This is a genomic window from Ensifer sp. 22521 (genome assembly GCF_052044795.1).
In the GTDB taxonomy this organism is placed as follows: domain Bacteria; phylum Pseudomonadota; class Alphaproteobacteria; order Rhizobiales; family Rhizobiaceae; genus Ensifer.
Window position 1 is genome coordinate 141,891 of sequence record NZ_JBQENM010000011.1, and the last position, 17,001, is coordinate 158,891.

General features: G+C 61.7%; 19 protein-coding genes. 9 read left to right on the plus strand and 10 right to left on the minus strand.

Features of this window, described 5'->3' with window-relative positions; all coding sequences use genetic code 11:
- Window positions 1-133 precede the first annotated feature (133 nt).
- Entirely contained in the window at window positions 134-832 is a 699-nt protein-coding gene (locus ACTJKE_RS18790) for an aspartate/glutamate racemase family protein (protein WP_058322113.1), read from the plus strand.
- A 107-nt stretch (window positions 833-939) separates the two neighbouring features.
- On the opposite strand, the gene ACTJKE_RS18795 is transcribed toward ACTJKE_RS18790, so the two are convergent.
- Together ACTJKE_RS18795 and ACTJKE_RS18800 are read right to left on the minus strand one after the other, a co-directional pair.
- Window positions 940-1,233: a hypothetical protein gene (locus tag ACTJKE_RS18795; RefSeq protein WP_057255307.1), complete on the minus strand. Its 294-nt coding sequence runs from the start codon at window positions 1,231-1,233 to the stop codon at window positions 940-942.
- Between the two features lie 244 nt (window positions 1,234-1,477).
- A complete protein-coding gene (locus ACTJKE_RS18800; protein ID WP_058322114.1) occupies window positions 1,478-2,395 on the minus strand; it encodes a LysR substrate-binding domain-containing protein in 918 nt (305 codons plus the stop codon).
- A 145-nt stretch (window positions 2,396-2,540) separates the two neighbouring features.
- Here ACTJKE_RS18800 and ycaC point away from each other — a divergent pair, with 145 nt between their 5' ends.
- Window positions 2,541-3,167 carry an isochorismate family cysteine hydrolase YcaC gene (gene ycaC / locus ACTJKE_RS18805; protein WP_058322115.1) on the plus strand — a complete coding sequence of 209 codons (627 nt, stop codon included), beginning with the start codon at window positions 2,541-2,543 and terminating at the stop codon, window positions 3,165-3,167.
- 84 nt (window positions 3,168-3,251) lie between these two features.
- On the opposite strand, the gene ACTJKE_RS18810 is transcribed toward ycaC, so the two are convergent.
- Both ACTJKE_RS18810 and ACTJKE_RS18815 read right to left on the minus strand, forming a co-directional pair.
- A complete protein-coding gene (locus tag ACTJKE_RS18810) occupies window positions 3,252-4,430 on the minus strand; it encodes an MFS transporter (protein WP_113512207.1) in 1,179 nt (392 codons plus the stop codon).
- Between the two features lie 300 nt (window positions 4,431-4,730).
- Window positions 4,731-5,147: a DUF2000 domain-containing protein gene (locus tag ACTJKE_RS18815; RefSeq protein WP_110881012.1), complete on the minus strand. Its 417-nt coding sequence runs from the start codon at window positions 5,145-5,147 to the stop codon at window positions 4,731-4,733.
- Between the two features lie 130 nt (window positions 5,148-5,277).
- Between ACTJKE_RS18815 and ACTJKE_RS18820 the strand changes: the two genes are divergently transcribed.
- Window positions 5,278-5,763, plus strand: a complete 486-nt coding sequence (locus ACTJKE_RS18820) for an Lrp/AsnC family transcriptional regulator (RefSeq protein ID WP_058322118.1) — start codon at window positions 5,278-5,280, stop codon at window positions 5,761-5,763.
- Window positions 5,764-5,777: 14 nt separating this feature from the next.
- Here the strand turns inward: ACTJKE_RS18820 and ACTJKE_RS18825 are convergent, their stop codons facing one another.
- Window positions 5,778-6,686 (minus strand): LysR family transcriptional regulator, encoded by a 909-nt coding sequence (locus tag ACTJKE_RS18825; RefSeq protein ID WP_113398756.1) that lies wholly within the window; start codon window positions 6,684-6,686, stop codon window positions 5,778-5,780.
- A gap of 129 nt (window positions 6,687-6,815) precedes the next feature.
- Here ACTJKE_RS18825 and ACTJKE_RS18830 point away from each other — a divergent pair, with 129 nt between their 5' ends.
- The 4 genes from ACTJKE_RS18830 to ACTJKE_RS18845 all read left to right on the plus strand — a co-directional run bounded on the left by ACTJKE_RS18830 (window position 6,816) and on the right by ACTJKE_RS18845 (window position 9,640).
- Window positions 6,816-7,295 carry a carboxymuconolactone decarboxylase family protein gene (locus tag ACTJKE_RS18830; RefSeq protein ID WP_057255312.1) on the plus strand — a complete coding sequence of 160 codons (480 nt, stop codon included), beginning with the start codon at window positions 6,816-6,818 and terminating at the stop codon, window positions 7,293-7,295.
- Between the two features lie 58 nt (window positions 7,296-7,353).
- Window positions 7,354-8,106 carry an SDR family oxidoreductase gene (locus ACTJKE_RS18835; RefSeq protein WP_057255313.1) on the plus strand — a complete coding sequence of 251 codons (753 nt, stop codon included), beginning with the start codon at window positions 7,354-7,356 and terminating at the stop codon, window positions 8,104-8,106.
- A 54-nt stretch (window positions 8,107-8,160) separates the two neighbouring features.
- Complete coding sequence (locus ACTJKE_RS18840; protein ID WP_058322120.1) at window positions 8,161-8,565, plus strand: cupin domain-containing protein; 405 nt, start codon at window positions 8,161-8,163, stop codon at window positions 8,563-8,565.
- Window positions 8,566-8,629: 64 nt separating this feature from the next.
- A complete protein-coding gene (locus ACTJKE_RS18845; RefSeq protein ID WP_058322121.1) occupies window positions 8,630-9,640 on the plus strand; it encodes a mechanosensitive ion channel family protein in 1,011 nt (336 codons plus the stop codon).
- On the opposite strand, the gene ACTJKE_RS18850 is transcribed toward ACTJKE_RS18845, so the two are convergent.
- On the minus strand, window positions 9,623-10,111 hold the full coding sequence (locus ACTJKE_RS18850; RefSeq protein ID WP_440692081.1) for an RrF2 family transcriptional regulator: 489 nt from the start codon (window positions 10,109-10,111) through the stop codon (window positions 9,623-9,625). The two genes, ACTJKE_RS18845 and ACTJKE_RS18850, sit on opposite strands and share 18 nt — an antisense overlap.
- A 102-nt stretch (window positions 10,112-10,213) precedes the next feature.
- On the minus strand, window positions 10,214-11,503 hold the full coding sequence (locus tag ACTJKE_RS18855; protein WP_440692083.1) for a GGDEF domain-containing protein: 1,290 nt from the start codon (window positions 11,501-11,503) through the stop codon (window positions 10,214-10,216).
- 185 nt (window positions 11,504-11,688) lie between these two features.
- Here ACTJKE_RS18855 and ACTJKE_RS18860 point away from each other — a divergent pair, with 185 nt between their 5' ends.
- A complete protein-coding gene (locus ACTJKE_RS18860) occupies window positions 11,689-12,255 on the plus strand; it encodes a methylated-DNA--[protein]-cysteine S-methyltransferase (protein ID WP_440692085.1) in 567 nt (188 codons plus the stop codon).
- A gap of 312 nt (window positions 12,256-12,567) precedes the next feature.
- Window positions 12,568-13,341: a response regulator transcription factor gene (locus ACTJKE_RS18865; protein WP_063893442.1), complete on the plus strand. Its 774-nt coding sequence runs from the start codon at window positions 12,568-12,570 to the stop codon at window positions 13,339-13,341.
- Here the strand turns inward: ACTJKE_RS18865 and ACTJKE_RS18870 are convergent.
- The 3 genes from ACTJKE_RS18870 to ACTJKE_RS18880 all read right to left on the minus strand — a co-directional run bounded on the left by ACTJKE_RS18870 (window position 13,310) and on the right by ACTJKE_RS18880 (window position 16,838).
- Window positions 13,310-13,579, minus strand: a complete 270-nt coding sequence (locus ACTJKE_RS18870; protein ID WP_058322126.1) for a transposase — start codon at window positions 13,577-13,579, stop codon at window positions 13,310-13,312. The two genes, ACTJKE_RS18865 and ACTJKE_RS18870, sit on opposite strands and share 32 nt — an antisense overlap.
- Before the next feature lie 96 nt (window positions 13,580-13,675).
- Window positions 13,676-15,103, minus strand: a complete 1,428-nt coding sequence (locus ACTJKE_RS18875; RefSeq protein WP_082663779.1) for an HlyD family type I secretion periplasmic adaptor subunit — start codon at window positions 15,101-15,103, stop codon at window positions 13,676-13,678.
- 19 nt (window positions 15,104-15,122) lie between these two features.
- Entirely contained in the window at window positions 15,123-16,838 is a 1,716-nt protein-coding gene (locus ACTJKE_RS18880; RefSeq protein ID WP_058322128.1) for a type I secretion system permease/ATPase, read from the minus strand.
- Window positions 16,839-17,001 lie beyond the last annotated feature (163 nt).

Sequence of the window (17,001 nt, forward strand, 5' to 3'; positions counted from 1 at the left end):
GAAAGGGGCTCGTCGGAGACCGGCGTTGAGCCCCGCAATGGCCTTCTGCGCCGGGCGCTTGCGGTCGCTGGAGCTATCGCGATGGCTCGCGATTTGTTAGCTCAGAGTCCGGTTCGAAAATGGAGCGCGCAAAGTGAAGGTCATCGGCCTGATTGGCGGCATGAGCTGGGAGAGCTCGGCCGAGTACTACCGCATCATCAACGAGACGGTTCGCGGCCGCCTGGGCGGCGTGCATTCGGCAAAGTCGCTGATGTGGTCGATGGATTTCGGCGAAATCGAACGGCTTCAGCATCATGGCGACTGGCCGGCTCTGACAGAGGAAATGATTGCGGCGGCGCGTCGCCTGGAGGCCGGCGGCGCCGATTTCCTGATGATCTGCACCAACACGATGCACAAGATGGCAGCCGACGTTTCGGCAGCCGTTTCCATTCCGCTGCTTCACATCGCCGACCCGACGGCGGAGAAGATCAAGGCCGCAGGCCTGAGCAAGGTCGGTCTGCTTGGAACCGCCTTCACCATGGAGCAGGATTTCTACAAGGGCCGTTTGAAGGACACGTTTGGTCTCGAGGTGCTGGTGCCGGAGGCGGACGACCGCGCCAAGGTACACGAGATCATCTATCGAGAACTCGTCGCCGGCATCGTCAAGGACAGCTCGCGCGACGCCTATCGCGGCGTCATCGCGCGGCTGGTCGATGCGGGCGCGGAAGCGATCATCATGGGCTGCACCGAGATCATGCTGTTGATTTCGCAGGCCGACAGCCCGGTTCCGGTGTTCGATACCACTGAGATTCATGCGCTGGCCGCGGTCGACCTCGCGCTCGAAGGCGCGTGAGACGCCTAATGGCCCGCTGAGCAGCCGCCGCGGCCGGTCGAGGATAATCATCATCGACCGGTGCAAAGTGGCAACGGCCGGCTGGTCGCCGGCCGTGGTCGTAAGCTTTAGTGCAAGGTGAACTCTCGGGGCTCGCCCTGAAACAGGCTGATCAACGCGATACCCTGCTGCAACAGAAGTTCGGCCGCCGGCAGATCGCCAACGACCAGGTCGTCAGCACAGCTGATGATGATGTTGGCGAGGCTGATCGAATTCTCTGCAAACCGGTCATCGCCGATCTCGTAGGCCTTCTCGGCCGTTGCTTCGAGTGCGTCTGCGACGAGCGCCATCATGTCCGAGCGCTCGTGGAGCGTCATCTTGTCCAGTGTCTTGGCGTCAAGCGTCTTGGCAGAAGTCTGCATGATTACCTTCCCTATTGTTCAAGCCGGAATTGGCCGCGCCGGCCAGTGGCCGGGGGAAAAGTCTACGACTGGGATGGAGTGCTGAAGGGAGCCGGCGTCGAACGCGGCTTCATCATTAAGATCGTGAAAAGCGGCGCGGGATGCAAGGAATGGCTACTATGCGCCCTGCGCATGGGTCTGCGGATCGAAGGCGAAGAGGTGCCTTCGAGACGCACTAAACGCTCATATGGGTGGTGTTCGTCGGTTATGCCAGACTCTCGTTCACCGTCAGGCGATCGGCAGCGCATTCCTGGGCGAGAAAGTCGATGAAGGTGCGAACCGACGGCAGAAGCCCGCGCCTTGAGGGAAAGACGGCGTGCACGATGCCGGATGCAGGCCGCCATTGCGGCAGCACCGGCACCAGGGTTCCGGCCGCCAGGTCCTTCCAGATCATCATCGTCGGCAATTGCACGATTCCGGCTCCGTCGAGCACCGCTTCGCGCAGCGCTGCCATATCGTCCGTCAGGAAGCGTGGCTCGTGCCGGACGACCGCCTGCTCTCCCGTGGCACTTTCCAACCGCCATTCGTAAGCGTGTGTGGCCGAAGTCCAGGCAAGGCTTGCGAGCCCCGTCAGTTGCTCGGGCGTCTGGACCGGTTCCTTCAGGAACCCCGGCTTGGCAACGAGATATTGCGAGCTGTCGTCGAGCTTGCGCATGACCAGCTCGCTTCTTTCCAGCGGCGGAAACCGGACTCGGATCGAGACGTCGAAACCCTCGGCGATCACGTCCACGCGGCGGTTGGTGCTTTCGAGCTGCAGGCTGATTTTCGGATGCGCGGTCATGAACCGGGCGAAAAGCCTGCCGAATTGGAAGGAGATCAGCGCCGTCGGGCAGCTCACCCGGATAGTCCCCTGAGGTTCTCCCTGCTGCTGTGCGATAAAGGCATCTGCCGCTTCGGCTTCGATTAACACGGCGACGCACCGCTGGTAATATTCGCGGCCGACATCGGTGACAAAGAACCGGCGCGGCGAGCGTTGGATCAGCCGGACGCCGATCCGGTCCTCCAGCATCGCGATGCGCCGGCTCAGTCGGGATTTTTGCGTTCCCGTCGCCCGTGCCGCTGCCGCAAAACCGCCATGCTCGACGACTTGCACGAAATAATAGAGGTCGTTCAGGTCTTGCATCGTTCTATTGATAGGACACTGCGTCGGATTCCACAATCTTTTTGCATGCGTGGTCCTGAAGTAGCCTACGTTCAATCACAGCGGATCAGACAGCAACAAGGACGCTGCCGGCCGTGATGGAACTAAACGAAAGAAAGGACTTCCGATGACCAAGCCCTACGTACGTCTCAACAAGGATGATGTTGCCGTCCTGTTCGTCGACCATCAGACCGGCCTCCTGTCGCTGGTGCGCGATTTCGATCCGGACAAGTTCAAGAACAATGTCCTGGCGCTCGGCGACCTCGCCAAATACTTCAAGCTGCCGACGGTCCTGACGACCAGCTTTGAAGATGGTCCGAATGGCCCGCTGGTGCCTGAACTGAAGAAACTGTTTCCCGATGCGCCCTTCATTCCCCGTCCGGGCCAGATCAACGCCTGGGACAATGAGGATTTCGTCAGGGCGGTGAAGGCGACCGGCAAGAAGCAGCTCTTGATTGCCGGCGTGGTGACCGAGGTCTGCGTGGCGTTTCCGGCGCTTTCGGCGATCGAGGAAGGCTTCGAGGTTTTCGTGGTCGCCGACGCTTCCGGCACGTTCAATGAGGTGACCAGGGATTCCGCCTTGTCGCGCATGACCGCCGCCGGCGTTCAGCTAATGACCTGGTTCGGCGTTGCCTGCGAATTGCACCGCGATTGGCGCAACGATATCGAGGGGCTTGGCACGCTGTTCTCGAACCACATTCCCGACTACCGCAACCTCATCACCAGCTACAACACGATGGCGGCGCGCAAGTAAGCCACGTCTGCCGATAAACGACGAAAACCCCGGCCGAAAATCGGCCGGGGTTTTCACGGTTCCATGGATCTATCGCCTTGGCTGTTACGCGCGGCTCGCGGCTTGCTGGGCGTCCTGCGCGCTCGCGCGGTTGGCCGGCTTCAAACGGCCGGTCAAAAGCAGGCTGACGGCGAGGAAGGGCACGAGCACGCCGAGGCCGAAGCGCATGTCGCTGTGCTCGGCGATCAGGCCGATCAGTGGTGGTCCGAGCAGGAAGCCGAGCAGAGCGATGAAGGACAGGATGGCGACGCTGGCTGCGGCCGGTCGGTCCTTCTGGTCGGCGGCCGCCGTGACGGCGAGCGGGAAGCCGACAGACACCCCGAAGCCCATGGCGGCAAAGCCGAGCAGCGCTGCCCAGGCGGCGGGGCTTGCAACGACCAGAAGCAGCCCGGCAATGCTGGCGATGCCACAGGCGCGCGCAACCGCCACCGGACCATAACTCGCCTTCAGCCGGTCACCGGCAAAACGGCCGGCTGCCACCATGAAGGCGAAGATCGAATAGCCGAAGCCGGCGCTGGCGCTGGAGAGCCCGAAGACATCGCGCAGGAAAACGGCCGACCAGTCTGCCACAGCGCCTTCGGTCATGGTGATGCCGAAGACGAAGAAGCAGACGCAGAGAAGCGCAAAGCTCGGCAGCCGTCGCCTGGACGGCGCCGCCTCCGCAGCCGCGGCCTCGCCGGTTTGGAGGAGCGGCAGCATTCTGGCGAAAAAGACGCTGATCGGCAACATGACCGCGGCCGCCAGCGGCACTGCCCATTCCGGCGCAACATGGACCGCGGCGAAACCGACGCCGATCAGGCTGCCGGTCATGATGCCGAGGCTCCAGAAGCCGTGACAGGTGCTCATGATCAACTGTCCGGAGTGCTTCTCGATCGCATCCGCCTCGATGTTGAGGCCGAGCTCGAGCGTCGTCAGGGCCGCACCGACGATGGCGAGCGTCACGAAGAGGATCTCGATATTCGAGGCCCGTGTCGGCAGCCAGACGAGCGCCAGAAACACAATGAAGCCGTAGAGGATGGTGGCGCGACCGCCGACCCGGGCGACCAGGCGTCCGGCAAACGGCAGCGTCAAGAGAATGCCGACGGGCATTCCGAGCAATGCGATTGCCAGTTCCGCCGGTCCGAGGCCAAGCCTTTGCTGCACATCGGGGATGCGCGGCAGCCAAGCGCCGAAGGCGATCGGCTGAAGGAAGAAGATCAGCATGATGAGACGTTGATTGGTCATGCGCATTGGTCCCCAACAGGTATCGCATCGCGCGATCAACCACGGCAGCGGCGGCCGGGGTGGTGTGGTCTATGATGATATTCTGAAAATCGTTTTCAGAGCTTGTCGCGCACGACAGGAGTCGTCAAGGTTAGAAAAAGTCGCCAAGCCGGAAAGCTATGTCCTTTCGGTCGAATGGGCGGAAGTGTTGCGGATGTGTCGCCACCAATTCCGCCATTGGTCTGGTCGCGACGAAAAAAATGTACATGCTGGACAAGGAGGTGAGGTTAGTGCCTTCCGCGCCGTTGCGGGACTTTCGCTTCATCGCAGCAATTTCAGGGATCCCGTCAGCGATTTGACCCACTTGGAGGCACCGGCCAGGCCAATGCCGTCGATCGTTTCCTCCGAGAGATCACGCACGGGGAATTGCGTTTCGTAGTCCGCATAGCTGTGCAGAGAGCGCGCAAAAGCCGGAAACGGCACGATGATGCGGTCTTCCTCTTTCGGCAGCGCCTTCAGGAGCAACGCGCCGATCGTCCTATTGTCGGCCTGCAGGATCGGGATGGGTCGGTTGGAGCTGATGTCGATCGTATTTTGATTGCTGTCGGTAAGGTGCTGATTGCCAAGAACGGGCATGGCCGCGCCGATGCCGATGGAAATCGCCGCGATGGTGTTGGCGAGATGACCCGGCGGCAGCTCCGGATTGACGATAATGGCGAGGCGGATGTCCTGAAGCACGGTGGTCTATTCCTCTCTGTTTGTCGACGGGGAGAATAGAGCAGGCCTTGAGGTAAGTTCTTTCGGATGTTGCGGAGATTTACGAATATGCGGTAGGTTCTACCTGCATTGACAAAGAATGAGGTAGGACATGCCTGCGATCTTGACGCCCGCCGATGTGAAGATTTTGACCGCGCTGCAGAATGACGGGCGCCTGAGCAACCAGGCGCTTTCGGAGGAGGTGGGCATGTCGACCTCGCCCTGCTGGCGGCGCGTGCGCCAGCTTGAGGATGATGGCGTCATTCAGGGCTATATGGCTGTCCTGAACCGGAAGGAAATCGACTTGGGAGTGCTCGCCTTCATCCGGGTGAAGATCGACAGCCATACGGAGGCGGAAGCCGATGCTTTCGCCGATGAAGTGATGAAGCTCGACAGCGTTGTCGCCTGCTACAGCATAGCCGGCGACGCGGACTTCCTTCTGCAGGTCGTTTCATCCGACCTCGATTCCTATTCCGATTTTGCCATGAAAGTGGTGCGGCGGCTGCCGTGCATCAAGGAAATGCAGACGACCTTCGTGCTGAAGGAGATCAAGGCCTTCAACGGACTCCCGTTGCGCGCAACGACCGGACAACGCTGAGCGGCGTTCCGCTGTTAGGAGGAGGCGGACGCCATCAACGGATCTTCCTTCACTGCCTCGACAAGAAAATCGAGAACGGTTCGCACACGCAGCGGCATGTTCCGGCGCGACGGATAGACGACGCTGATCGGCAGCCGCGCTGGCGGAAAGTCCGGCATCAGGTTCACCAGCCTGCCAGCTTCGATGTCGGGGCAGGCGAGGATGTGCGACAGGATCGCCAGGCCGCTTCCCGCAAGCACAGCACGGTGCACGGCCACCGCATTGTTGGCGACGAGACGCGGGGCGATGCGCACGAAGATGTCGTCGGATCCATCGGAAAAGGACCAGGAGCGTCCGTCACCGGCGCGACTGTAGCAGATACATTCGTGGCCGCTGATATCATCGGGCGTCCTGAGCGCACCCCGCTGTTCAAGGTAGCTCGGTGCGGCAACGAGGAAGGCGGTCGTCCAGCCGATGCGCCGGCACATCAGGCTGCTGTCCGACACCGGACCGAGGCGCACTTCGAGATCAATGCCTTCGCCGACCAGATCCGACGGCTCTTCCCGGAAGATCAACTCGACCGACAGGCTGGGATGCCGCTCGAGAAAGGCGGCGAGCCGATCGCTGACATAAAGGCCGAGGGGTGCGGGCAGGGTGAGCCGGACACGACCGGAGACCAAGGCAGTCTCGGCAGACGAGGCTTCGTTCAGGGCGTCGACCGCTTCCACTACCCGGAGCGCCATCGGGATCATGTGCTCGCCCTCGGCGGTAAGCGCCAATGCGCTCGTCGTCCGGTGAAGAAGGCGCGTGTTCAGGTGCTCCTCGAGAGCCGATACCTGCCGCGAGACCGCCGGCTGCGTCAGGTTGAGATCGAGTGCTGCGGCGGAAAACGAGCCCGTCTCCGCCACGCGCAGGAAGGCTCTCAGCGCTGAGACAATATCCATCCGGTCCCTCAAACGTTTCGGCATAAGCCTTATGCGCCGAGTGTATGACCGTTGCGCTTTACTGTCCAGTAATTACGGATATCTTGTATCCATAAGGATAACAAATGTCCTTAATTGTGGAGCGAACCCATGACACAGCGCCTGAACTACGCACAGCATTCCCCCGAGTTCTTCAAGAAAATCTCCGACCTCAGCCTCAGCCTGAGGGACAGCGTCATCGAACAGAAGATCCGCGACCTCGTGAACATAAGGGCCTCGCAGATCAATGGCTGCGCCTTCTGCGTTGACATGCATGTGAAGGAGGCAAAGATTCACGGCGAGAGCGAACTGCGTCTCTACCACGTCGCGATCTGGCGTGAATCGAACCTCTTCATCCCGCGCGAACGCGCAGCGCTTGCCTGGGCCGAGGCGGTTACGAAACTGCCCGAAGGCGGCATTCCGGACGAACTTTACGAGCGTGTACGCGGCCAGCTTTCGGAGAAGGAGATCTCCGATCTCACCTTCTCCATCATGGTCATCAATGCCTGGAACCGCGTCAGTGTCGCCTTCAAGGCCGTGCCGGGCTCGGCCGACAAGCTCTATGGCCTCGACAAGGCAGGACTGAACTAAACCCTGTTCCTGAGTGATCGAACAACGCGGCCAGTCGCCGCAACGATTGGAGGATCTCATGAAAATCGTCATTATCGGCGGAACGGGCCTGATCGGCTCCAAGACGGTCGAACGCCTGCGCAAGCAAGGCCATGAGGTGGTTGCCGCCTCTCCGAATACGGGCGTCAACACCATCACCGGCGAAGGTCTCGCCGAGGCGCTTTCCGGTTGCGAGGTGGTCATCGACCTCGCCAACTCGCCCTCCTTCGAGGACAAGGCGGTGCTCGAGTTCTTCGAGACCTCCGGCCGCAACCTGCTTGCGGCGGAAAAGGCTGCCGGCGTCAAACACCATATCGCGCTTTCGGTCGTCGGGACCGAGCGTCTGCAGGAAAGCGGCTATTTCCGCGGCAAGCTCGCCCAGGAGAAACTGATCAAGGCCGGCGGTATCCCCTATACGATCGTGCATTCGACCCAATTCATGGAGTTTTTGGGCGGCATCGCCCAATCCGGGACTGTCGGCGACACCGTGCACCTCTCGCCGGCCTATGTGCAGCCGATCGCGTCCGATGACGTCGCCGATGCCATGGCCGCGGTCGCGCTTGCCGCCCCGGTCAACGGCACGATCGAGATTGCCGGACCGGAGCGCTCACGCCTCAGCGATCTCGTCGCCCGCTACCTCAAGGCAAGCGGCGACAACCGCAAGGTCGAGGCCGATCGGGAGGCTCGCTACTTCGGCGCGCTGCTGCAAGACGGCTCGCTGGTCTCCGACAACAATCCCCGCCTCGGCCGGATCACCTTCGAAGAATGGTTCGCCACGGCTCCCCGTAAGTGAGCACATACGGCTGCGCCGGCGGCGCACCCCCAGCCCCCTGAAAGGACTTCCGACATGATCAAGTCTCTCATCACCGCCACTGCGGTCACCGCCGCATTGTTCGGCACGGCCGCTGCCGGCGACGCTGCCAAGGTCACCCTGGTCTATGAGCACGAGTTGCCGAACGTGCCGGGCAAGAGCATCAAGGGCGTTCTTGTGGAATATGGGCCCGGCGGCTCTTCGGAGGCGCATACCCATCCAAGCACCGCTTTCATCTATGCGACGGTGCTGGAAGGCTCGATCCGAAGCCAGGTCAATGATGGACCGGTCAAGGTCTACAAGGCCGGCGAGAACTTTTCGGAAATGCCCGGCGACCGTCACGGCGTCAGCGCCAACGGCAGCGAGACAGAGCCCGCCAAGCTGCTCGCGGTCTTCGTCGTCGATACCGCCGAAAAGGAACTGACCTATCCGATGAAATGATCCTGCAGGACCGGCTGCACAAGCGCCCGGTCCTGCAATTTGCCTGCAATCGTTGGAGCCTGCCATGTTCGCCGACCAATTGCCGTTGCCGCTCGTGCTGATCAATCTTCTCGGCATCACCGGCATTGTTGTCTGGCATGTGCAGGGGCGCCGTCGCCCGCTCGCCAGGCTGATTGTCCAGATCCTCTTCTTCTGCATGATGACGACGGTTCTCCTCCTTTCCGGGATCATGCCGCATCGGAGCGACGATCAGCATCTTCAGGGAGCGCTCGCCTTCCTGGCGACGTCGGCGCGGGTGCTGTGGTGGACGCACCTCGCCTGGTCGCTTATCGGCTTCGTGCGTCTCTACATCGTCCTTGAAAGGCGGCCGCAGGAGGCCCGCCTGTTGCAGGACCTCATCGTCGCCATTGTCTATCTCGGCGTCGCACTGTCGATACTGGGCTTTGTCTTCCGGGCGCCGATCGGCACGCTGGTTGCGACCTCCGGGGTGGTTGCCATCATCTTCGGTCTCGCGCTTCAAAATACGCTCGGCGACGTGTTCTCGGGTATCGCGCTGATACTGGGGCGGCCCTTTGCCATCGGCGACTGGATCGTGCTTGGCGACGGCACCGAAGGCCGTGTCATCGAGAACAACTGGCGCTCCACCTTTCTGCTCACCGGAGCGCACAATGTCGTCGTGCTGCCCAACAGCGCGCTCGCCAAGGTCGGGCTCACCAATCTCAGCCGTCCGGACGAGACGCACCAGATCGCTTTGTCGATCCGTCTTGCCGCGGATCATCCGCCACGCCGGATCGAAGAAACGATGCAGAGAGCTCTGCAAGGGTGCGGCCTGATCGTGCGCGAGCCGCCGCCGGTCGTCTCCCTCAAGGCGATCGACGCCGTGGCCGTCGAGGTCGAGCTGCAGTTCCGCGTCAAGAACCCGGCTGAGCGGACGCCGGCACGCAACGAGGTGATCGACCGCGTTCATGAGCAATGCCGTCTCGAGGGTCTCTCGCTTGCGCCGCCGGCTCAGGCCTATTTCTACGTGCCGCCTTCAGGCACAGACGCCGGGTTTCGCTCAACCGGCGCGCTCTAGAACCCACGCGAAACTCCGTTTCCAGAGATCCGAGGGAATTTCCTGCGAGAGGATCTCGATCAGGTCGGATAGGAGCACGCTGCGCAGCTTGTCGCGCCAGGCTTCGTCGGCCTCCCACATAATGCGCGCCACCGCGCACGGCGTCTCTTCGCAGTAGCCGGGTGCGCGACAGGGATTGTTGGCCCTGATATTGGTGCAGACGAAGGTTCTCGATCTGCCTTCGACCGCCTCGACGATTTCGAGAAAGGTCAGCTCGGCCGGCGCTTTTGCCAGCCGGTATCCGCCCGATGGACCGAGGGTCGTGTGGACGAGACCGGCCTGCGAAAGGCTCTGCAGCGCCTTCGACAGATACTCCTTGGGCAGCCCGTGGAACTCTGCCAGCGCCTTGGTTGAGAGATAGCGGCCTTCAGGCAGGCCGGCGAGAATGGCACAACAATGCAACGCCCATTCGACTTGGCTTTTGAGGATCATGTCTTCGTCCGGCGGATGCCAATGCGCATCTATTAAGGATAAAAAATATCCCTATTTTTCTGCTGTGTAAACAGTATCAAACCGATGCGGCCGGTCCCGTCGTCATGGTGCAGTACCCACGACGGGGAAAATCATGAGAGGTTCGGCGATCTCGGCGCTGAGCCGCCCCTTGAGGATTTCAGCGAAAACAGCGCCGCCGCCGGTGGCAGGCCCGGCGGAGAACCGAGGCACACCGGTTATATCCATCGACCACACGGCGTTTCGGCCGGTTGTCTTCGCCGCATAGAGCGCCGCATCGGCGGCCGAAATGAGCGCATGCGAATCCTCATGGCCATCGGCGAAGGCGACGCCGATGCTGACGGTCGCAGACAGGACGCCCTTGGCCGTGCCAAGCCGGCGCGCTTCGAGCGAGGCGCGGATACGCTCGGCAATGGCGACCGCGCCCGGACGGTCCGCGTGGGGCAGGCAGGCGGAGAATTCCTCTCCGCCGATCCGTGCGATGAAAGCGTCATCGGGCACAGCCTTGGAGATGATATCGGCAAATTCGATCAGCACCTGGTCGCCGGCCGCATGCCCAAAACGATCGTTGATGGCCTTGAAGTGGTCGATGTCGAGATAGAGTAGCGCCCCTTTCACCGAGCCTGCGGTGAGATGGGCGTCAAGCCGCGCGAGGAAAGCGCGACGGTTCGGCACGCCCGTTAATGCGTCGGTTTCGGAGGCGAGTTTGTAGCGTTGCTGCGTTCGTTCCTTCACCAGGGCGAAGAAGGCGAAGCCGCCGGCGAGGCTGTGAAGAAACAGCTCGAAGGTCAGAAGTTGATACCAGAGCGGCTGTGCCGTTCCCGCCGCCGTGTTGCCGGCGAGCGGCCACAACACGATCAGTGGAATGCGCGCGAGATAAAGCACGCCGTGCGTGGCGAAGACGAAGGCGACGATGTAGGAACTCGGAAGCCTGCGGAAGTTGTCGGACCGGAAGATCTCAAGCGCGATCAAGGCCGAATAGGCGAAGATCAGGACCGAGTAGAGAACGATCCTGCTCGTGACGCTTTCACGGAAGAAATCGGAGAAGTAAGTCACAGCGATCCAGAGGATCGGTCCGAAAAGCGCAGAGGCGATCTTCAGCGGCTGATTGTCGAAAGCGCGCAGGCCAAGCCAGATCATCGCGAGCGCCAGCACCGCAAGCGCATTGCCGAGCGAGATGGTAACAAAGTTGTAGCCATCACCGCGCAGCGTCAGCAGGACGAAGCCGACCGCGCCGATGGAGAAGGCCGAGGACCACAGAAGCAGTTCGAGGCTCTTGCGTTCCTGCCGCCAGGCAAGGCCGAAAAAAACGGCGAAGACCACCAGCGTCGCGAACGAACTGAGCATGATCGTCGGGGTATGCAGGATGTCCACCGTCGTCTCCTGATGTTGGTGCGGAACCTTGCCCGACAACCGTAAAGCTTTCGCAAATGGCTGCGCTCTCGACCTGCGCTTGATATTAAGCAGCCAGTAAGCGGCGGCCACCGAGGCAGGAAACGGGTTGAATTCGCAGCTCTCCGGCACGATTTTGATAGTAGAGACACAGGGAGGCTATACGGATGGGCCAGGCAGGACATCGCTATTTCATCTTCGAGACTGCGGCCGGCTTCTGCGGCATCGCCTGGAACGATGTGGGTATCACGCGATTCCAACTGCCGACCCGAGCGGCACAGGCAACCGAGCGGCTGCTGTTGCGGCGTCTGTCGGCCGCCGAGGCTTCCCAGCCGACACCCGAAATCCGGGAGGCAGTGGAGGCCGTCCAACGCTACTTCGATGGCAAGGAGGTCGACTTCACCGGCTTTGCGGTCGATCTCGATGGGCAGGATGAGCTTTTCCGGCGCATCTATGCTGCGACCCGCGAGCTGCGCTGGGGGCAGACGACCACCTATGGCGCGCTGGCAAAGGAACTGGGCGCAGGCCCGGAAGCCGCGCGCGACGTCGGCCAGGCGATGGCCAAGAACCCGGTGTCCCTGATCATCCCCTGTCACCGGGTGCTTGCCGCCGGCGGCAAGATCGGCGGGTTCTCGGCGCCTGGCGGTTCCACCACCAAGACCCGCATGCTGGAGCTGGAAGGCGTACATCTGGGGCAGCCGCCCGAACCGACGCAACAGTGCTTCGGTTTTTAAAGACATCGACAACCGCCAGGCCGACGGGACGCTCAACGCGCTTTTGCTCAAGCGATGGTACGCGGCTCGCGTGCGAAAGAGTGCGTGCGCTGACTGGTGGTTGCGCTTTGCCGCCCTCTTTCCGAGAGCGTCTCAGGCTTGCTGCTCAATATATGTTACAACCGACCTCGGCGCTTCGAGAAATATATAGTATTTTCAATCTGTTGCTGATGCAGCCCGATCGGATTAATTCTGATTTTCTCATGACAGACTATTAGAACGGAAATATTTTAGGCACCGCAACTTGTCGCGAACGAATCCTGGGGGTGACGCATGTCCATCAGTTCAGGAACGCCGTGCCGCAAGGACCGTACGCCGACCGGGATTGTGATAGAACACCAGACGCTGGTGCGCAGCGTCATCGTTGCCGTTCTCGAATACGAACTCTCCGGTTGGAATTTTATCGATATGGTCTCGACCGACAGCCTGGACCAGGCGCTCGGGTACGACGTGCGTTTAATCGTGCTGGACCTGAGCGCTCGAAACGACGGCGGGTGCAACTTGCATGCTGAGCTTGCGGAAATCCGCAAGCGCTTTCCGGATGTGCCGGTTGCGGTGCTCTCGGACACGGACGACAGGACGACCGCTGCCGATGTCCTCAAGCTTGGCGTTCGCGGCTTCTTCACGACGTCCTTGCGGATCGAGCTTGCGCTTGCCGGCTTGCGGCTGGTCCTTGCCGGCGGCGTCTTCTGTCCAGACCCACTTGCCGCGCTCACCGATTGTACGGCTGCCGCTCGTCATAGCGAAAGGGTGCCGATCAGCGCTTATCGAAGCGAGTTTTCGCTCGCCGACTTCACGCCGCGCGAGGCGGATGTGCTCGCGGAGTTGCGACGCGGCTCTTCGAACAAAGTGATCGCTGGAAAGCTCAATCTTTCCGACCATACGGTGAAAATGCATCTGCAGCACATCATGCGCAAATTGCAGGTGCAGAACCGCACCGAGGTCGTCGCCTTGCTTGCAGACCGGGGAACCGCCGGCAACAGTCATGGCGTCGCCACCAACGGCAGCAGCGTCGTCAACGTGATGTCTTTTCGAGCATCTCGCTGAGCGTTGCGGCCGTCAGCATGGCTTCGGCCAGTAGCTTCTTGAGCTTCTGATTTTCCAGTTCGAGCGCCTTTACGCGCTCCGCATCGAAGTTGGGGCCCCTACTTTGCAGCGATTGCCAGCGATAGAAAGTCGGCTGGCTGATGCCATGCCGGTGGCAGACATCGGCGACGGTCGCACCGTACTGATGCTCCTTGAGGATCTCCAGGACTTCGTCGTCATTGAACTTGCGTTTGCCCATTGCGGCTGTCCTTCCGGGAACCGACTGGCACATGTGATTGCGGGGCCGGATAACAGAGCCCATTTGGTACGCCCACGGCGTTCCGCGCGCCACGCCTCAGTTCTCGCGAAATGCGGTGTTGAAACTGTCAAGCAACGGACGCAGCGCGTAAAGCGCGACGCTGCTCGTACCGGTCTCTATCATGGCCCGAACCGGCATGCCCGGTACCATCTCCACGCCGGGCATTTGGCCTAACCGCTCATCGGTAACGCGGATCGTTGCCGCGTAGTAGGTGTGGCCGGTTTGCCGGTCGACCAGATGATCGGCGGACACATAGGCGACCGTGCCCTTCAACAGCGGAACCCGCCGCTGGTTGTAAGGAATGAGATGAACCTGTGCCTCGAGCCCGGCATGGACCTGGGCGATATCCTCCGGCTTCACCCGCGCCGCGACGACCAGTGCGCCGGCGTCCGGCACGAGGTCGGCCAGCGGCTCTCCGGCGCCGATGACGCCGCCTGTCGTATGAACACGCAGATCCATGATCACTCCGTCGTCGGGCGCCCTGATCTCGGTTCTCGCCAATTGATCATCGATGGCGTTCAAACGCTCACGCAACTGCGCCAGCTGGTTTTCCGTATCGCGCAGCGTGAGCGCGACTTCATTCAGCCGGTCGCTGCGCAGCTTGACGATATAGGACTGTGACTCGCTGATGACCTGGTGGGCGCGGGATATGCGCGCGGAGACTTCGCCGATCTGACCGCCGATGTCGGCCCTTTCCCGCGCCAGGATGAGAACCCGGCTCTTGCGTTCGAGACCCTTCGCGGTGAGCGCCGAAACCGTCTCAAGCTCCTGGCGTGAAATGGCACTCCTCTCCATCAGGGACGCCTTCTGGGCGCTCAGTCCGGCGACTTCCTCCAGCACTTCCTTGATCTTCTGCTGCGTGATCACGATGTCGGACTGCATCACCTGGCGACGGGCATCGAATATATTCTGCTGACCGTCGAGAATGTCGTGGATCACCCGGTAGTTGCCGGCTTGCTCCACGAGATCGGGGGGGAAGGCGACGTGATCCCAACCGTTCTGCTCGGCGGTGAGCCGCGCCTGTCGCGCCTCGGCATCCCAAAGTTGGCCGCGAAGGCTGTCCCGTTCCGAACGCGGCTTCGTATCGTCGAGCTTGATCAGCACCTGGCCGGCGGACACGGCATCGCCGTTGCGAACAAGGATCCGCCTGACGATCCCGCCTTCGAGATGCTGGATGGTCTTGCGGTTCGCCTCGGTCTCGACGACGCCGGACGCGATCGCGGCGCTGCTGAGCGGGGCGAGAACCGACCAGATCCCCAGACCAAAGACGAAGACGCCGATAAGCAGGTTTCCCGTCCATGCCACATGGCGCAGCCGCGACATCGGCGAGGCTTCGGCAAGCGTCACCGGAAGGCGTGTGGAGACCGCTGTGGAGGGCTGGGGCCCGGCTATCCCTTTGGCGTCGCAGGCGTAGCCAACGATTTCCGGTCCGCGTCGGGTCAGGTCGGATTTGATGAGCTCCATCGTTTTCTCGCCTCCCTCCTCAGGTGCCCGCTCGGGCCGGTGGCTGCAGATAGGTATCGAAGACCCAGTCGCTGTCGCCGAAGGCTTCGATCGTGCCATTGCGCATGATCGCGATCTTGTTGGTCACCGGGAGAATGCCCATGCGGTGCGTGATGATGATGATCATCATCCCCATGGCGCGCATGCGGGCGATTGCTGCAAACAATCGGCGTTCGCCGTCATAGTCCAGACTGGAATTGGGATCGTCGAGGACGACGAGGGCGGGATTGCCGTAAACCGCGCGCGCCAGTCCAAGCTGCTGGCGTTGGGCCCGAAGCAGGGTCGCGCCGCCATCGCCGACATCCGTCTCGTAGCCCTGAGGCAGTTGCATGATCGCATCGTGCAGCCCGACAAGCTTTGCCGCTTCGATGACCTTGCCGACGTCGGTTCCGTCGAGCCGGCCGACGACGTCCTTCACCGCGCCGCCGAAGAGTTCGATGTCCTGCGGCAGGTAGCCGACATGACGCATGCCGCCGCCGAGCCGGAGGGTGGCAATATCGACGCCGCCGAGCAGGGCGCTGCCGCAGGTCGTCGGCTGAACGCCCGCAATGATGCGGCCAAGCGTCGACTTTCCGGAACCGGATGGACCGATCAGCGCAAGACAATCGCCCGGCGCCAGCCGCAAAGTAACGGCATTCAGTATCTGACGGTTGCCCGAAGGAAGCATGTAACCGACGCGGTCGAGCACGAGCCCGCCCGCTTCGGGCATCGGTATCGTGCGTGCGCTCTCCTGCGACGCGATCGAAATCAGCATCGCGTTGATGCGATTGAATGCGGCATAGGCGAAGGCCACGGCGCGCCACCCGCCGATCGCGCCCTCGATCGGGGCAAGCCCGCGACCGAGAAGCAGGCTGGAGACGAAGATGATGCCGGGGTTTCCGCTTTCCTCCAGGACGAGCCAGGCTGCGGACCCCATCATCAGGATCTGCGCCAGCATGCGCACCGATTTCGAGAGCCCGAGAATGGTTTCGGTGCGCTTCATCGCTTCGTCTTGCGCTTGTCGTGCGGTCTCTGCGTCGCGATAGACGAGTTGGGCGGCGCCGTTTTGCATATTCATCGCGCGGATGACTTGGATATATCGCAATGCAGTTGCGAAACGCATGTGGCTGCGGGAGAGCGCCAGGTTGGCTTTCATCAATGGCTGCCGGGTCGAGAATTCCGTCGCGATGGCGAGCAGCAGCAAGGTGAGCGCGGTGAATAGCCCGATGGTTCCGAGCAACGGATGGACCAGGAACAGAAGCAGCAGAAAGATTGGCGCCCAGGGAACGTCGAAAAGCAGCGAGCTGGCCGGTGCGTCGAGGAACTGGCGCAGGATCGATAGGTCCCGGTAGCAGTCGTTGGCGAGGCCCGCTTCGGTATGGGCTCCATATTCGAAGCAGGCCGTCAGCACGACGGGCCGCAAGCGGTGATCGAGCCAGCTGCCGATCCGCGACAGTGCGGCGCGCCGCACGATATCCAGAATCGAGCCGACCAACACCGCTGCCGCGATGATGAGCGTCAGCATGAGCAGCGTGTCGGCGCTGCGGCTCGACAGGACGCGATCGTAAATCTGCAACAGGTAAATGGAGGGAGCCAGCAGGAACAGGTTGTAGGCGCAGCTATAGAGAAAGACCAGCAGGAAGGCTCCCGTGCAGGCCTTGAGAGCCAGGACCAGATGGGTTGGAGGATGCTGCGCCCCTGTCGGATTCGTCGTCATTATCGGATCTCGATCGGATCGGCATGATCGATGCTGATGCGGTCGGCTTGGCTGCTTCAGGCTTCTTTTGCTCGGGCTCGATCCGTGGCCAAATGCAACTCAAAGGTCCCGTGGCGTTCTTGACGCCGCGACACAGGTGAAAGGAGGATCGCCGGCCATGGCC

Bases quoted from the DNA above. Each gene is read 5' to 3' on its own strand.
- ACTJKE_RS18795 (WP_057255307.1), bottom strand. From the start codon at position 1,233: ATGCAGACTTCTGCCAAGACGCTTGACGCCAAGACACTGGACAAGATG.
- ACTJKE_RS18800 (WP_058322114.1), bottom strand. From the start codon at position 2,395: ATGCAAGACCTGAACGACCTCTATTATTTCGTGCAAGTCGTCGAGCAT.
- ycaC (WP_058322115.1), top strand. From the start codon at position 2,541: ATGACCAAGCCCTACGTACGTCTCAACAAGGATGATGTTGCCGTCCTG.
- ACTJKE_RS18810 (WP_113512207.1), bottom strand. From the start codon at position 4,430: ATGACCAATCAACGTCTCATCATGCTGATCTTCTTCCTTCAGCCGATC.
- ACTJKE_RS18820 (WP_058322118.1), top strand. From the start codon at position 5,278: ATGCCTGCGATCTTGACGCCCGCCGATGTGAAGATTTTGACCGCGCTG.
- ACTJKE_RS18825 (WP_113398756.1), bottom strand. From the start codon at position 6,686: ATGGATATTGTCTCAGCGCTGAGAGCCTTCCTGCGCGTGGCGGAGACG.
- ACTJKE_RS18830 (WP_057255312.1), top strand. From the start codon at position 6,816: ATGACACAGCGCCTGAACTACGCACAGCATTCCCCCGAGTTCTTCAAG.
- ACTJKE_RS18835 (WP_057255313.1), top strand. From the start codon at position 7,354: ATGAAAATCGTCATTATCGGCGGAACGGGCCTGATCGGCTCCAAGACG.
- ACTJKE_RS18840 (WP_058322120.1), top strand. From the start codon at position 8,161: ATGATCAAGTCTCTCATCACCGCCACTGCGGTCACCGCCGCATTGTTC.
- ACTJKE_RS18845 (WP_058322121.1), top strand. From the start codon at position 8,630: ATGTTCGCCGACCAATTGCCGTTGCCGCTCGTGCTGATCAATCTTCTC.
- ACTJKE_RS18850 (WP_440692081.1), bottom strand. From the start codon at position 10,111: ATGATCCTCAAAAGCCAAGTCGAATGGGCGTTGCATTGTTGTGCCATT.
- ACTJKE_RS18860 (WP_440692085.1), top strand. From the start codon at position 11,689: ATGGGCCAGGCAGGACATCGCTATTTCATCTTCGAGACTGCGGCCGGC.
- ACTJKE_RS18865 (WP_063893442.1), top strand. From the start codon at position 12,568: ATGTCCATCAGTTCAGGAACGCCGTGCCGCAAGGACCGTACGCCGACC.
- ACTJKE_RS18870 (WP_058322126.1), bottom strand. From the start codon at position 13,579: ATGGGCAAACGCAAGTTCAATGACGACGAAGTCCTGGAGATCCTCAAG.
- ACTJKE_RS18875 (WP_082663779.1), bottom strand. From the start codon at position 15,103: ATGGAGCTCATCAAATCCGACCTGACCCGACGCGGACCGGAAATCGTT.
- ACTJKE_RS18880 (WP_058322128.1), bottom strand. From the start codon at position 16,838: ATGACGACGAATCCGACAGGGGCGCAGCATCCTCCAACCCATCTGGTC.